Here is a 13,116-nt window from a genome sequence, read left to right as displayed (position 1 = left end):
AAAGAAGTAAAAAATTTATCCTAGTTATTTTTTACTAGGATAAATTTGATTATTTTAAAACTACAATATTTTTACTTTTTCTGATTTTTTATATATTCTTGATATCCTTTAAAATCATAGACAAATCTTTTTATCTCTTGCCCAGTTACATAGTCCTTATATATTGACTCATAAGAATCGCCAACTTCCATAAGTTCTACAATTCTCTCATTGCTATAAAGTGCTTGCTGTATAGCGGCTTCAGTTTTATTAATAAATTCAATATCTTTATTTGAGCCACCGCCTTCATAATTTTTTTTCATTAATTGTGGGGTTAGCTCTACTACTTTTACAATTTTTTTGTTTGGGATATCACAATATGGGGTATGAAATACCATTCCTAAATCTCTAATATATAGCTCATAGAGTGGAGGATGCTTTGCAAAAGTTTGATCATTGTCCATTATGCTATATTCGCCACGAGGACCTATTTGTACTTGTCCTTCATATTTTGGTGAATTGTAATATGTTACAGCAAGTCTTCTTGCGTTTTTAAATTTTTCTTTTGCAGTTGCATCTACGACTAAACACCAAAGATTTAAGTCTTGTTCTCTTGCTAGTTGCAAAGAGGTTTCTTTGCTTAATGGTGTAGGGATATTAAAACATCCAGTAAAAGACAATGCCATTGCACCTAAGACAGCTAATTTATACATTTTTTTCATCACATCTCCTTTAAATAATGTTATTTCACTATAAATGTCAGTCTATCTACTTTTGAAATTTAAAGCATTCTACGTATATTAGGCTTAAGCATTTATAAAAATTTAAAGCAATATTTTCCTTTTTAAAAGGAAGTGGCTATAATTTCAAAAAGCCAAAAAGGTCAAATTTGAAAAGTTTAGAAACGCTCTATCAAGCACCCATTAAAAATGCTAAATTTATCCCCAGAAAATATGAGATCATCTCGCCAAAAACGCTTATCATTGGCGCTATTTCAAGTGGCAAAACAGCCCTTGTCTATGAGTTTTTGAGCCATTATAAAAGCGAAGAGAGGCTTTATATAAATTTAGACGATCTAAGGATAGATAGAGCCTTGCTTTTAGCAAATTTAAAAGAGTTTTTAGAAAAAAATGCTCAGATAAAGGTGCTCGCAGTTGAAAATTTACAAGCCGCCGATCTTATAAATTTAGACTTTTTAAAGGACGCTGCACTTGAAAATATCATCCTTACAAGCAAGGAATTTTCACTCTCGCTTGAGGGCTTTGTGCGCATAAATTTAAACTATCTCGACTACGAAGAATTTATACTATTTTTTAAGAAAAATTTAGACCAAGACCTGCTTTTTAGCTACTTTTTGGCTCATGGCAACGAGATAGCAAGCGCCTTTTTGGACTCTAGCGAGGTCACAGCCCACTTGCAGCAGCTCTTAAGAGCAAATTTAAACGAGCAAAGCATCGCTATCTTAAAAGAGTGCGCGACAAAGTGCCACGACACCATAAGCGTCTTCGGGATTTATAAAAACCTAAAAGAGCAGATGAAAATTTCAAAAGATAGCGTTTATAGCGCGATAAATTTGCTAAATGAGAGCGGATACGTGGAGTTTGTGCCAAATTTAGATGAGAGTAGCACGAGCAAGAAAATTTACTTTACAAATTTCGCACTTCGTAATGCTTTGTGCCTAAAAAAGGACTTTTTAGCTGTCTTTGCAAATGTCGTTTTTTGCGAGCTGCTTAAATTTAAAGATGAAATTTACTACACAAAAGAGATCGATTTTTTCCTTAGCAAAAGGAAGCTTGCGATCATATGCGTGCCATTTTCTGCGCCTGAGATCGTCTTTTTAAAATTTAAAAAACTCCACACAAATTTAAAAGAGCTGGGCGTTAGCAAACTTCAAATCATCAGCATCGCAAACCAAGCCGAGCAAAGTATCGAGGGGATAAAGTGCGAGATCTTGCCATTTTCTAGGTGGAGCCTAGGTTTATAAATTTAAACTCTTTGTTTGATTATCATTTTAAAAGTCTAGGGATAAAATAGTTATAATCAAAAAAACTATAAAGGACGGACATGAGAGCATTTTTTGGGATCTTATTCATCGCTGTAAGCCTTTTTGGCTATGAGATAAACCACGAAAACTGGGCTAAATTTTATAAATTTAGTGGCGATGCAAATGGTGTGAAATTTGAAGTTTATATGAACTATTTTAAAGATGAATTTGAAAATTTCAAACAAACCAAGAGCTTTAAGGTCCCGCCTAAGATAAGTGGCCACATCTTTTTTGACGGCGCAAAATACGACTACGAAAAAGGCTCTTTTGAGCAAAATGGCAGTGAAATTTCTTCATTAAATGCAGTCTCAGACAAGATAAATTTAGACGTTAAAAACGAAAACGGCGAGCTAAAAGGCAAGATAATCGTCAAAAACAAAGCCTACAACGCCACCATAAAAGAAGAAAAAGAGTATGAGATCCTAAATATCGGCATCCAAATGACCGAGTCAAACGGCACAAGATACGAAGCGATCACTAACGACATCTTCGCTAAAGACTCCGCCAAAAAATATAAAAACAAGCTTCTTGCAGAGTTTTACGACCTAAAAAGCGAGCGCAAAAAATGGCCAAATAGCCAGTATGAGAGCCTAAAAGAGATCTACTACATCAACGACAAGATAAAGAGTGTTTGCACCTATAAAAACGCCAAGACAAACTGCGAGGTGATCTCACTTGCGACAAACAAAAAGCTAAAGCTAAAACAAATTTTTAAAGATATAAACGACAGCCACCTAAAAGCGATCCTTGCAAATGCTGGCGTGAGCGATAACTTCGTGCTTTCGCCGCTTGGGCTTACATTTTTAAACGAGGAGCAAATCAGCGTGCCACTTGAGGAGCTAAGACCTTACTTTAGCGATGAAGTCGGGCTGTAATGGCTAAAATTTGTGGTATCGACGAGGCTGGACGTGGAGCGCTGGCTGGACCACTAAGCGTGGCTGCTTGCGTGCTAAATAGCGAAATTTCTGGCCTAAACGACTCCAAAAAACTAACCGCAAAAAGGCGCGAAGAGCTCTTTAAAGAGATCACAAAAAGCTCAAATTTTCTCATCGCCTACTTCTCAAACGCCCAGATAGACGAGCTTGGGCTAAGTGAGTGCCTAAGGCGCGCGCTCAAACTTTTCAAGGCGCATTTTGAGGACTTTGAGATCATCTATGATGGAAATTTAGACTACGGCGTTGGCATCACGACGATGATAAAGGCCGACGGCAAGGTCGCTGGGGTAAGTGCTGCTAGCATATTAGCAAAGGTGAGCCGCGACCGCTTGATGAGTGGCTGGGATAAATTTTATCCAGCATACGGCTTTGCAGGGCACAAAGGATATGGCACGAAGTCGCACCTAGATGCGATAGCTAAATTTGGCTACTCAGACTTTCATAGAAAAAGCTTTGTCATAAAGCCAAAACTCACGCAAGGCTCGCTATTTTAGCAACGCATCCTCCATATAAAAAAGCACGCTTGCATCATAAAATTTATAAACTCCGTTTTCTTGCACGATTTCCATAGAGCGCAAAACAAAGACCCTTTTGCCTACTTCAAAGATCAAAAGCTGCTCTTTTAGCCGCTCAAATACCTCTGAGCCAAAGTCGCCATCTGGCTTTAAATTTAGACTTGCGAGCGCCTTTTCTAGGTGTTTTTGCATATTTATGCTAACGCTTTCATGATCTAGCTGTATGACGAGCTCATTGCCATTTGTGCTGCTTGTGATGGGTGTTTTGATAGTCGCATCTTTCACGTTTATAGCGGTGCCACTAAAGTCTATGCTAAATATCTGCCAATTTTTCTGTTCAGCCACCTCAAGACCAGCTATAAATTTTTTATTTTCTAACGCAAATTTATCGCCGTTTTCTACTAAAAAGTCAAATTTATCTTGCAAAAAGTAGAGCTTCTCTTTGTCTATCTTGCTCAAGTCGCTGCTTAGCAAGCCGCTACTATCAAGTAAATTTAGTGCTCTTAGCTCTCTTAATAAAAGCTCTTTTTGAGAATTTAGCACAAGCTGCTTTGTATCAAGGACAAAATGCGTGAAAAATATGCCAAATATCATAAAAAATGCTAGAAATTTATAGGGGAAATTTCTAAGAAATATCATCACAAAATAGCTCAAATTTGCAAATATCACGCAGGCGATGAGATAGATCCTAGGCTCGCTTAGGCCGTACTCGCCGACCCTATGCAAAACGCCCCACCAGAGCAAAATGCTAGGCAAGATGACAAAAAGTGGCAAGAGCTTAAAAATTTGATCATAAATTTGACTTTTGATAAGTAAATTTAGCCCTCTTAAAACAAAGCCAGCTATCAAACAAGCAAGCACGATATAGGCTACTCCGCCTCGTGGCAGCTCAAGCAAAACAAGCCTATAAATGCAGTATAAATTTAAAAGCGCCACATAGATGATGAGCACTGGATTTAGGATGAAATTTATGACAATCTTGATGAAATTTAAGAGTCTATACTCGCTAAATTTGCTCTCAAAAAAGATAAATAGACAAGGCAGACCAAAAGAGGTCAGTGTCAGATAGAGCCTTTGCGTCCTGTGGCTGGTTAGAAGCTCTAAATCAAAAAGGTAGTTAAGCCCTGCACAAATAGCCACAATGCCAAGAAAAAATAGGTGAAAAATGGCAAATGTGATGAGTAAATTTAAAAGTCTTGCTAGGCTCTGGCTTATAAATTTCTCATTATCATTGGCAAAATTTAAAGAAAATAGAAGCACAAAAGCTATGAGATAAAGTGCCACAAGATCGCTGGCGTGACCGCTTAGCTTAAGGTCAAAAAAATAAAGGCTAGCTCCAAATGCCAAAAAGTATAAAGGAAGTAAAATTTGCCTTTTATTTAGGTAGATAGCGACCAAAAATAGCGGCTCAAGTAGCCAAAAACCTCTATACTCATCTACTATCTGGCTTGGGCTAAGAAAAATGGTAGCTAGAGAAAAAACCAAAATAGTAAGAAGCAAAATTTTTTTATCGGCAAATGCGGTTTTTAGCTCAGTGGCGATCTGCAATGTCGTCCTTTAAAGGATGAAATTTAGCCACACTACGTGGCTAAAGAGTGAGGGTTTAGAAATTTGCTAGAGGCGCAAATTTCTAAGTAAATTTAGATTTTTAAAAGCTCGGCTTCTTTCTCTTTTACGAGAGTGTCGATCTTTGCGGTGTAGGTGTCAGTTATCTTTTGAACCTCATCTTGACCTTTTTTGCTCTCGTCTTCAGTTATAGCTTTGTCTTTTTCAAGCTTTTTGACCTCGTCATTTGCGTCTTTTCTTACGTTTCTTATGCTAACTTTAGCCTTTTCGCCCATAGCTTTTGCGTGTTTTGCATTTTCTTGGCGTTGCTCGACGGTCATCGGTGGGAAAAATAGCTTAACGCTCTCGCCGTCGCTGTTTGGATTGACGCCGATATTTGCAGCTTGGATGGCTGATGAGATCGCTTTTATCATGCTCTTTTCCCAAGGCGTGATAGCTATAGTTGAAGCGTCGCTCGTAAGCACGGTGGCTACTTGATTAAGCGGGGTTGGCGAGCCGTAGTAATCAACCATAACGTTATCCACGATGTTGATATTTACTTTGCCAGTTCTTAGCGTTGTAAAATCGCGCTTTAAAGAAGCGATCGCCTTTTCGCAACCCTCTTTTTGGGTATCGTAAATTTTATTTAGCATTGGTGTCCTTTATTAGAAGTTTTGTGCTTCTGTGATGATCTACTTTTAGCGACATTAGCACTTTGCGTTTATCAAGTGGGGGGTTAAATTTACACTCAAAAACGCCATTTGTCATAGGTACTTTTCTAAAGCCGTCAAAGCCAGTCATGAAAAAACTGCCCTCACTTGCGTTTGTGTCGGTCTTGATGATGAGCTTGTCGATCGCATTGTTTTGCGGATAGTCCTCTGGAAATATCCACTGGGCATTTAAAAATTTGCTATTAAAAGTTAGTGCTATCTTTGTGCCATTCATCACTGGTGTTCTGTAAAGATCATAAACGTCGCTTTTATCTGAAACTGCGCCTGAGTTTTGATTTAAAAGTGCTAAAAAGCCAAATTCTTTTGCCAAAGAGACAACTCTACTATCGATCTCGCCGTAAGGGACTGCAAAGTATTTTGGCTTATAACCCATGTGCTTTTCAAAGGTTTCAACGCCCTTTTGAAAGTCCTCTCTTAAGGCCTCATCGCTAAGTCTAGTCATCCTTGGATGAGCGTATGAGTGGTAGCCAATCTCACCGTAAGCTTCTAGCTCTTTTAGCTGATCAAATGTGAGATAGTCGCCATATTTGCCAGCGACTGCTTCGACGTATATCATCATCGCAAATGGGTAGTTATACTCTTTAAAAACTTCAAGCGCCTTGTTATAAAAGCTCTTATAGCCATCATCGATCGTTATAACGATCCAGTTATCAGGGATCGGCTCACCAGCATTTACCGCATCGACAAGCCTTGATAGCTTGACAACTTCGTAGCCGTTATTTTTGAAGTATTCAAACTGAGCTCTTAAATTTTGAATAGAAATATCCGTGCTAGCGTGCCTTGGCTCGTCAAAGCGGTGATAAACTAGAATGTGAGCGTCTGCCAAAGCAAACGTTAGCGTCAAAAGCGACGCTAAAAACGTTTTTATCATTGTTATTTTGCTGGATTTTGTGGTGCGCTAGGAGCTGCTGGCACGTCGTTTGATTTTGGTATGACTAGAGATTTGCTATCGACACTATCAACAATAGAGCGTTTTAGATCTTTGTTGTAAAAATATCCGAGCGCAAGTGTGTTTAGGATAAACAAAACACCTACCACAAAGGTAAATTTAGCTAAAAATCCAGCTGGTCCTTTTGCTCCAAAAAGGCTCTCGTTGCTTCCACTGTATGCTCCAAGACCGATAGATGAGCTCTTTTGGAGTAAAACTGCGATCGTTATAACGACAGCTAGAACAAATTGCAAGATTAAAAATATTAAACTCACGAAATTTCCTTTAAATTTTTTAAATAGTTTGCGATTATACAAGAAAAGATTTAAATTTTTAGTTAAAGTTCTTTTTCAAGCTCATAAAGCTCGTATCTTATGCTTTTAAAAAGCTCGGCTTGATCTAAATTTATAAGCTTAAAGCACTCTTCAAGCACGCGGGCGCTCTCCTGAGCACGCTTGAAATTTGCAGTGATGATCTCATCTAAATTTGACCTTGTCTGCTCGCTTTTTGTGCTGGTTTTTAAAACATCATTTTGCGAATTTCTAAATTTTAAAAATTCTTTTTGTGGGATCTTTGCCTTGTGGCGGAGGGACTTTATCTTATAGGCAAGCTTGGCGTCATCAAAGACATATCTTTTTATATCTTCAACGACGCGAAGCCCTTCTTTTAGCCTATTTAAATTCGCATCTATCACTCGGTAGATGCACTCGTCATTAGTCATTTCTATTAAAAATACCTAAAATTTGTAGTAATGATGTAAATAAATTTACAAAATCAAGATACAAAGCAACTGCGCCCTCAACTGGTGTCTCGTAGTTACCACGGATGATATTTTGTGTATCAAAAAGTATATAAGCACTAAATAAAATCGATGAAATACTTGCGATTACAAGTTGAAACATCGTGCTTTTAACGAAAATGTTGATGATTGCTGCTACAACGATAACTATCAAAGTTATAAATAGCATCTTGCCCATCGTTGTAAAGTCGCGTTTTGTATTCATCGCAAAGACGCTTAATGCACCAAATGCAACTGTTGTCAAACCAAATGCCTGAGCTACGATACTAGCGCCACTTGGCATAGCAAGGATCGCTGAAAGTAGCGGAGTTAGCGTAAGACCACTTACAAATGTAAATGCAAAAAGAAGTATTAAATTTAATCCCTCTTTGCGTTTAGCCGCCATTAGACCAAAAAGCAACACAAACTCTAGTATCACAAGCCCCCAAAACAAAAATCTATTTGCCGCAAAAACGCCAGCAATGCTAATGCCTACATAAGCGCCAGCAGTAGCTGAAAGTAGTGATGCTGCAAAAAGTTGATAAGTTTGTTTTATAAAAGTGCTTAGTGAGCTTTGAGAATACGCAAGCTCTTCTTGATTTTGCTTAGCGTAGTTTCTATCATACAAACTCATTTTTTCTCCTTATGAATTTTTGCGGTGAGTTTAGCCTAAAATAATTAAACAATATATAAAAAGAAGTTTAATAAAAAATATTAGTTTAAAGTCCGTTTTAAAGGGCATTTTTTTGATTAAATAAAAGTTGCTATAATCGCGATAAAAATATAAAAAATGGAGATAAATTTTATGGATGATTCAATACTTGAAGGTGCAGTAAAATTTATGGAAGATGGCTTTTTAGAGCACGAAGAGCTCTTTAAAAGTCTGCAACACAAGCAAGATCCTCACACGCTTTTCATATCTTGCGTGGATTCAAGAGTCGTGCCAAATTTGATAACAAACTGCCTGCCAGGCGAGCTTTTCATGGTGCGTAATATCGCAAACATCGTGCCACCATATAGAGTGAGCGAAGAGTTTTTGGCGACCACTTCAGCGATCGAGTATGCGCTTGAAGTTTTAAATATCAAAAACATCATCATCTGCGGACACTCTGATTGTGGCGGATGTGCGGCACTTTACGCAGATGAAAAGAAGCTAAAAAACACCCCAAACGTTAAAAACTGGATAAAACTGATCGAACCGATCAAGCGAGAAGTGCTTAAATTTACAAGCGACGATCCAGCCAAAATGGCGTGGCTAACCGAGAGGCTAAACGTGATAAACTCGATCGAAAACATAATGACCTATCCAAATGTAAAAGATGAGTATGAAAGCGGCAAGCTTCAAATTTACGGCTGGCACTACATCATAGAAACTGGCGAAATTTTTAGCTACGATTTAAAAGAGGGCACATTTAAGCTTCTAGCGGACAAAAGAGGCGAAAATGCGTAAATTTCTAGCCATTATCCTGCTTTGCTTTACCTTTGCTTTTGCGGCTGAGAGTAACAAAACTCAAGAAGAAGACATAATAAGCATAACAAATCAAATCCAAACCATAAACAGCCAGATAAAAATTTTAAAAGCACAGCAAAAAGATACGAATAACTCAAAGGCTGACAACTCAAATTTAGCCAGCCTTCACAAAAAAAAGAGCGATCTTTTAGAAAAGATACCAAACTATATCATGCAGATCGAATTAACCCAAAGCGATATAAATAAATTTAATCTGCAAAAAGAGGCGCTAGAAAAAAAGGTCGCAAGACTTGAGAAGCAGTCAAACAAAGATGCCTACATCCAAAGTGCTATCGAGCTTGAGAAGATGAAGGTTGATTCTGCTTATTACTCAGCGCTTGTCAGCCTTGAAGAGATCTTTAAAAAGGGTGCTAAGGCAAATTCTATAAAAGATGTGATAGATAATGGACTTTTAAATTTACAGACAAATTCTTATGTGAGCATAAAAGATCTAAAAGACTCACTAAATGACACTTCAGGCTCTTATGACAGCGCCTTTTTTGATCTTGAACTAAAAAAAGAGAGTGAAGAAGAAATTTTAACCTATCTTAAAAATAACGCCGATCTTCTAAGCTCAAGCATGCTCTTGTCTGAGCTAAATTTAGTCGATGCAGTCGAATACATAAACAAAACAACTGACATAAATTCAAGTAAATTTAACATCGGTAAGATCGTTGTTATCGTTGCGATATTTTTATTTTTCGTCTCGCTAACTAGAATTCTAGCCAAACTAACCTACTGGCTAATGTCACTCGTCGCTTCAGGCGAAGGGGTAAAAGAGGCTAAAAATCAGATCGTTGATATCGTGAAAAAGCCGATCTCAGCACTTCTTATCATCTATGCGCTAAATATCTGTATCGGCGTTGGATTTTACCCAGTGCCAGTGCCTCTAACGGTAGCAAATATCTTTTCTATCATATATATAGTCGCATTTTCATGGCTTGTCCTAACCATACTAAATGGCTACGGCATCGCTATAATCGATAAGATCGCGCAAAAAAGCAAGCGTAAAGAGGTGATAAACCTAGCGCTAAAAGTCATCTACGTGATCGTGCTAATTATCACACTTTTACTGATCCTTCAAAAGCTTGGCTTTGATATCTCAGCGCTCATCGCCTCACTTGGTATCGGTGGTCTTGCCGTTGCCTTCGCTGCTAAAGACATCATCGCAAACTTCTTTGCCTCTGTCATGATGCTCTTTGACAACTCATTTTCACAAGGCGACTGGATAGTTTGTGGTGATATCGAGGGCACGGTCGTTGAGATAGGATTTAGAAAAACAACTGTTAGAAGCTTTGATAACGCCCTTATCTTCGTGCCAAACTCAAAGCTAGCTAGCGATCCTGTTAGAAACTGGAGCAGAAGAAAGGTCGGAAGACGCATAAGAATGGTTATTGGCATCGAGTATGGACCAACTACAGAAGAGATCAAAAAATGTGTAAATGACATCAAAAATATGCTGATAAATCACCCTGATATCGCTAAAAGCGAAGATATCGCGGCTAATAAAAGAGGCCTAAAATATAGACAAAACATAGTCTCAGTTGATGACTACGCTGGATATAAGTCAAATTTATTTGTCGTGGTTGATGACTTTGCTGATAGCTCGATAAATATCCTAGTTTATTGCTTTGCAAAAACTATCGTTTGGGGCGATTTTCTAGACGTAAAACAAGATGTAATGCTAAAAATTATGGATATTTTAAAGCAAAATGGTCTAAATTTTGCATTCCCAAGCCAAAGCTTGTATATCGAAAATATCAAAGATAAAATTTAAGGAGAGAAAAATGAGTGATGATTTTGACTACGAAGAGGTAGAAGAAGACTACTCTGAATTTAATGACGAGGATGAGGATAGTAGCGATAGCTATGACTATAACTACGACGAAAATGACTACAACTATGAAGATAGCGATGAGGATGAGGATAGTTACGACTCGTATTAAAATGATCTAAATTAAATTTAATGGATGAAATTAACGGAGAGAATGCTTGGTGCAGGAATTTATAGAGCAAGATAGCTATAAGGCTATCGATGACATTTACAAAACGATATTAAACGTAGCGATAGTAAGTAATTTAATTGCTATTTTAGTATTTGGTTTTTTTGGTGAAAGCCTATTGATTGTTTTTATATGTCTCTTGTTTTTTTGCATAAATATACCACTAAGGCTAAAATTTGACGTTAAAAAAAGGCATCTAATATCAGCCCTTTTCCATATAAATACAACTGCTCTTGTTATTGCTGGAGTTATTAATATGGGCTGGGGCTGTGGTATTTGGATAACTCTACTTGGAGTAGTTTTTATAAATTACTTTCTATCATTTAAACAAAAAATTATTATCTATATAGTTAGTTTAGTTGAATTGTTTGTGCTTATATGGCTATATTTTTCATATAAAGATAGTCAAACTATAGCATCAGATACTTTATTAAAGACAGTTACATTTTTAAGCATCTGCTTTACTTATTATATAGTTATAAGATTATCTTCCTTTGCTGATGCTATCACATCTAGCAACTATATACAAATTACAAATGAAAAAATAAATATAGAAGAAAATGCAAAATATGACTTTCTAACTGGTCTTTTAAATAGACGCTCAATAGAAAAGATACTAAAATACGAACTCAATGAGCTCATAGATAAGTATAATGACACAAATTTAATTATTATGCTTGGTGATATAGACAATTTTAAACAAATAAACGATACGTATGGTCATAGTGTAGGAGATGAAATTTTAAAAAATATAGCAAAAGCTCTGAAAGATACTTTTAGAGAAAATGACTATGTCTGTCGTTGGGGTGGCGAAGAATTTTTAGCTATATTACCCAATGTTAAAACGAATGATGTAAAAAAAATAGAAAATAGACTTAATGCGAGGATAGCTAAAGTAAAGCTCCCCAACCAAAGCGTTGTAACTATGACTTTTGGCCTTGTTCTTTGTGCAAATGGAGTTAATATTGATATAAAAACTGTGATAGATATAGCAGACAAAAAACTCTATAATGGTAAAAAGAATGGTAAAGATCGCATAGAATATGCCATTTTAAAAAAGGGATATACACACTATGACAATGCCTAAACTTTCGCTTTATACATCGCTAAAGATCATTATTTTCTCAGTTTTTATAGTACATCTTTTTTACCTAATTATATTCTTCTTGTTTAGGCAAGAAATTTTAGCTGTAGCAAACATCCTTTCAGTTAGCATATATCTTTTTACTTTAAAACTACTTTTTGACAGCGATGAGAACAGCAAAATTGCAATGGTCATATTACAAGTAGAAATTTTACTTCACGCATCACTTTGTTTATATATCCTTGGATGGGGATATGGCTTTGAAATATTGTTCTTAACATCGATGGTTAGTCTCTTCTTCATATCCATTAGCTTTAAGTTTTTAAATAAAGCTATATCAATACTTCATATAGTGCTGCTTATATTTTTCTTTTTTACACTTGATACACATAGCAATAATAACGGATTTTATAAAGAAACGTTATTTGTATTTAATCTAACAATATCTTGCATATTTACTATTATTACTTCATTTTTATTAGAAAGTTCAAATTTATTTATATTTTTAAGCATTTTGGAAGAAAAAGAAATGGCTAAAAATATCCTAAATCACGATCCGCTAACTGGTCTTTTAAATCGCGCTTCGATGCAGCAAATTTTAAACCAAAAAGAACTTTATAAAAATAAAGATTTTGCAATTGTTATGTGTGATATAGATAATTTTAAAAAAATAAACGATACTTATGGACACGGCGCAGGAGATGCTGTTTTAAAAAGTTTATCAGGCATATTTAAAAGCACCTTTAGAGATGAAGATAGAGTGGCTAGATTTGGTGGCGAAGAATTTTTAGCTGTTGTTACAGGTATCAAAAAAGATGCTGCTGTAAACGTAGTAGAGCGTGTAAGAGAGACTCTTAATAAAAACATAGTTGAGTTTGAAAATATAAAAATAAATGCAACTATGACATTTGGAGTTGTTGCACATGATGGCACAGGTGAGTTTAGTATAGAAAAAATGATCAAGCAAGCTGACGAGTTACTTTATGCCGGTAAGCGAAATGGTAAAAATATCGTGATGAGTGCGGATTACGATCCAAAAGGATAAATTTAGAGGCCTAAGCCTC

The 13,116-nt window shown here is 36.4% G+C and carries 15 protein-coding genes; 8 read left to right on the top strand and 7 right to left on the bottom strand.

The window, feature by feature from the left end; all coding sequences use genetic code 11:
• Nucleotides 1-71: 71 nt before the first annotated feature.
• Complete coding sequence (locus HMPREF1019_RS08225) at nt 72-701, bottom strand: hypothetical protein (protein ID WP_009295256.1); 630 nt, start codon at nt 699-701, stop codon at nt 72-74.
• A 167-nt stretch (nt 702-868) separates the two neighbouring features.
• On the opposite strand from HMPREF1019_RS08225, the gene HMPREF1019_RS08220 reads away from it, so the two are divergent.
• The 3 genes from HMPREF1019_RS08220 (at nt 869) to HMPREF1019_RS08210 (ending at nt 3,452) form a co-directional block, all read left to right on the top strand.
• On the top strand, nt 869-1,963 hold the full coding sequence (locus HMPREF1019_RS08220; RefSeq protein ID WP_009295255.1) for an ATP-binding protein: 1,095 nt from the start codon (nt 869-871) through the stop codon (nt 1,961-1,963).
• Between the two features lie 80 nt (nt 1,964-2,043).
• Nucleotides 2,044-2,898: a hypothetical protein gene (locus HMPREF1019_RS08215; protein WP_009295254.1), complete on the top strand. Its 855-nt coding sequence runs from the start codon at nt 2,044-2,046 to the stop codon at nt 2,896-2,898.
• Nucleotides 2,898-3,452 carry a ribonuclease HII gene (locus HMPREF1019_RS08210; RefSeq protein ID WP_009295253.1) on the top strand — a complete coding sequence of 185 codons (555 nt, stop codon included), beginning with the start codon at nt 2,898-2,900 and terminating at the stop codon, nt 3,450-3,452. The genes HMPREF1019_RS08215 and HMPREF1019_RS08210 overlap by 1 nt, the downstream gene beginning before the upstream one ends.
• Here the strand turns inward: HMPREF1019_RS08210 and HMPREF1019_RS08205 are convergent.
• The 6 genes from HMPREF1019_RS08205 to HMPREF1019_RS08180 form a co-directional block, all read right to left on the bottom strand.
• Nucleotides 3,444-5,021: a DUF4153 domain-containing protein gene (locus tag HMPREF1019_RS08205; protein ID WP_009295252.1), complete on the bottom strand. Its 1,578-nt coding sequence runs from the start codon at nt 5,019-5,021 to the stop codon at nt 3,444-3,446. The two genes, HMPREF1019_RS08210 and HMPREF1019_RS08205, sit on opposite strands and share 9 nt — an antisense overlap.
• A gap of 92 nt (nt 5,022-5,113) precedes the next feature.
• Entirely contained in the window at nt 5,114-5,671 is a 558-nt protein-coding gene (gene frr, locus HMPREF1019_RS08200; protein ID WP_009295251.1) for a ribosome recycling factor, read from the bottom strand.
• Nucleotides 5,661-6,620, bottom strand: coding sequence for a polysaccharide deacetylase family protein (locus HMPREF1019_RS08195; RefSeq protein ID WP_009295250.1), 960 nt, complete (start codon nt 6,618-6,620; stop codon nt 5,661-5,663). The genes frr and HMPREF1019_RS08195 overlap by 11 nt, the downstream gene beginning before the upstream one ends.
• A 2-nt stretch (nt 6,621-6,622) precedes the next feature.
• Entirely contained in the window at nt 6,623-6,952 is a 330-nt protein-coding gene (gene secG, locus HMPREF1019_RS08190) for a preprotein translocase subunit SecG (RefSeq protein WP_002941549.1), read from the bottom strand.
• A gap of 62 nt (nt 6,953-7,014) precedes the next feature.
• Nucleotides 7,015-7,398, bottom strand: coding sequence for a hypothetical protein (locus tag HMPREF1019_RS08185; RefSeq protein ID WP_009295249.1), 384 nt, complete (start codon nt 7,396-7,398; stop codon nt 7,015-7,017).
• Complete coding sequence (locus HMPREF1019_RS08180; RefSeq protein ID WP_002941542.1) at nt 7,391-8,089, bottom strand: Bax inhibitor-1/YccA family protein; 699 nt, start codon at nt 8,087-8,089, stop codon at nt 7,391-7,393. Before HMPREF1019_RS08180 ends, HMPREF1019_RS08185 begins: the two co-directional genes overlap by 8 nt.
• A gap of 171 nt (nt 8,090-8,260) precedes the next feature.
• Here HMPREF1019_RS08180 and HMPREF1019_RS08175 point away from each other — a divergent pair, with 171 nt between their 5' ends.
• From HMPREF1019_RS08175 to HMPREF1019_RS08155, 5 genes are read left to right on the top strand one after another with little or no spacing between them, the layout of a single operon-like run.
• Nucleotides 8,261-8,905, top strand: coding sequence for a carbonic anhydrase (locus HMPREF1019_RS08175; protein WP_009295248.1), 645 nt, complete (start codon nt 8,261-8,263; stop codon nt 8,903-8,905).
• Nucleotides 8,898-10,742 carry a mechanosensitive ion channel family protein gene (locus tag HMPREF1019_RS08170; protein WP_009295247.1) on the top strand — a complete coding sequence of 615 codons (1,845 nt, stop codon included), beginning with the start codon at nt 8,898-8,900 and terminating at the stop codon, nt 10,740-10,742. Before HMPREF1019_RS08175 ends, HMPREF1019_RS08170 begins: the two co-directional genes overlap by 8 nt.
• 10 nt (nt 10,743-10,752) lie before the next feature.
• Nucleotides 10,753-10,911, top strand: coding sequence for a hypothetical protein (locus tag HMPREF1019_RS10155; protein ID WP_002941615.1), 159 nt, complete (start codon nt 10,753-10,755; stop codon nt 10,909-10,911).
• Nucleotides 10,912-10,960: 49 nt separating this feature from the next.
• Nucleotides 10,961-12,055, top strand: coding sequence for a GGDEF domain-containing protein (locus HMPREF1019_RS08160; protein WP_232210181.1), 1,095 nt, complete (start codon nt 10,961-10,963; stop codon nt 12,053-12,055).
• Nucleotides 12,042-13,097, top strand: a complete 1,056-nt coding sequence (locus tag HMPREF1019_RS08155) for a GGDEF domain-containing protein (protein ID WP_009295245.1) — start codon at nt 12,042-12,044, stop codon at nt 13,095-13,097. Before HMPREF1019_RS08160 ends, HMPREF1019_RS08155 begins: the two co-directional genes overlap by 14 nt.
• The last annotated feature ends 19 nt before the right edge of the window (nt 13,098-13,116 follow it).

The sequence above is a fragment of the Campylobacter sp. 10_1_50 genome (assembly GCF_000238755.1).
GTDB lineage: Bacteria > Campylobacterota > Campylobacteria > Campylobacterales > Campylobacteraceae > Campylobacter_A > Campylobacter_A concisus_R.
Note: the sequence above shows the minus strand (reverse complement) of the source record. Positions and strands in the feature narration are given on the sequence as shown.

Bases quoted from the DNA above. Each gene is read 5' to 3' on its own strand.
- HMPREF1019_RS08180 (WP_002941542.1), bottom strand. From the start codon at position 8,089: ATGAGTTTGTATGATAGAAACTACGCTAAGCAAAATCAAGAAGAGCTT.
- HMPREF1019_RS08170 (WP_009295247.1), top strand. From the start codon at position 8,898: ATGCGTAAATTTCTAGCCATTATCCTGCTTTGCTTTACCTTTGCTTTT.
- HMPREF1019_RS08175 (WP_009295248.1), top strand. From the start codon at position 8,261: ATGGATGATTCAATACTTGAAGGTGCAGTAAAATTTATGGAAGATGGC.
- HMPREF1019_RS08155 (WP_009295245.1), top strand. From the start codon at position 12,042: ATGACAATGCCTAAACTTTCGCTTTATACATCGCTAAAGATCATTATT.
- HMPREF1019_RS08225 (WP_009295256.1), bottom strand. From the start codon at position 701: ATGAAAAAAATGTATAAATTAGCTGTCTTAGGTGCAATGGCATTGTCT.
- HMPREF1019_RS08215 (WP_009295254.1), top strand. From the start codon at position 2,044: ATGAGAGCATTTTTTGGGATCTTATTCATCGCTGTAAGCCTTTTTGGC.
- HMPREF1019_RS08210 (WP_009295253.1), top strand. From the start codon at position 2,898: ATGGCTAAAATTTGTGGTATCGACGAGGCTGGACGTGGAGCGCTGGCT.
- HMPREF1019_RS08195 (WP_009295250.1), bottom strand. From the start codon at position 6,620: ATGATAAAAACGTTTTTAGCGTCGCTTTTGACGCTAACGTTTGCTTTG.
- HMPREF1019_RS08185 (WP_009295249.1), bottom strand. From the start codon at position 7,398: ATGACTAATGACGAGTGCATCTACCGAGTGATAGATGCGAATTTAAAT.
- HMPREF1019_RS10155 (WP_002941615.1), top strand. From the start codon at position 10,753: ATGAGTGATGATTTTGACTACGAAGAGGTAGAAGAAGACTACTCTGAA.
- frr (WP_009295251.1), bottom strand. From the start codon at position 5,671: ATGCTAAATAAAATTTACGATACCCAAAAAGAGGGTTGCGAAAAGGCG.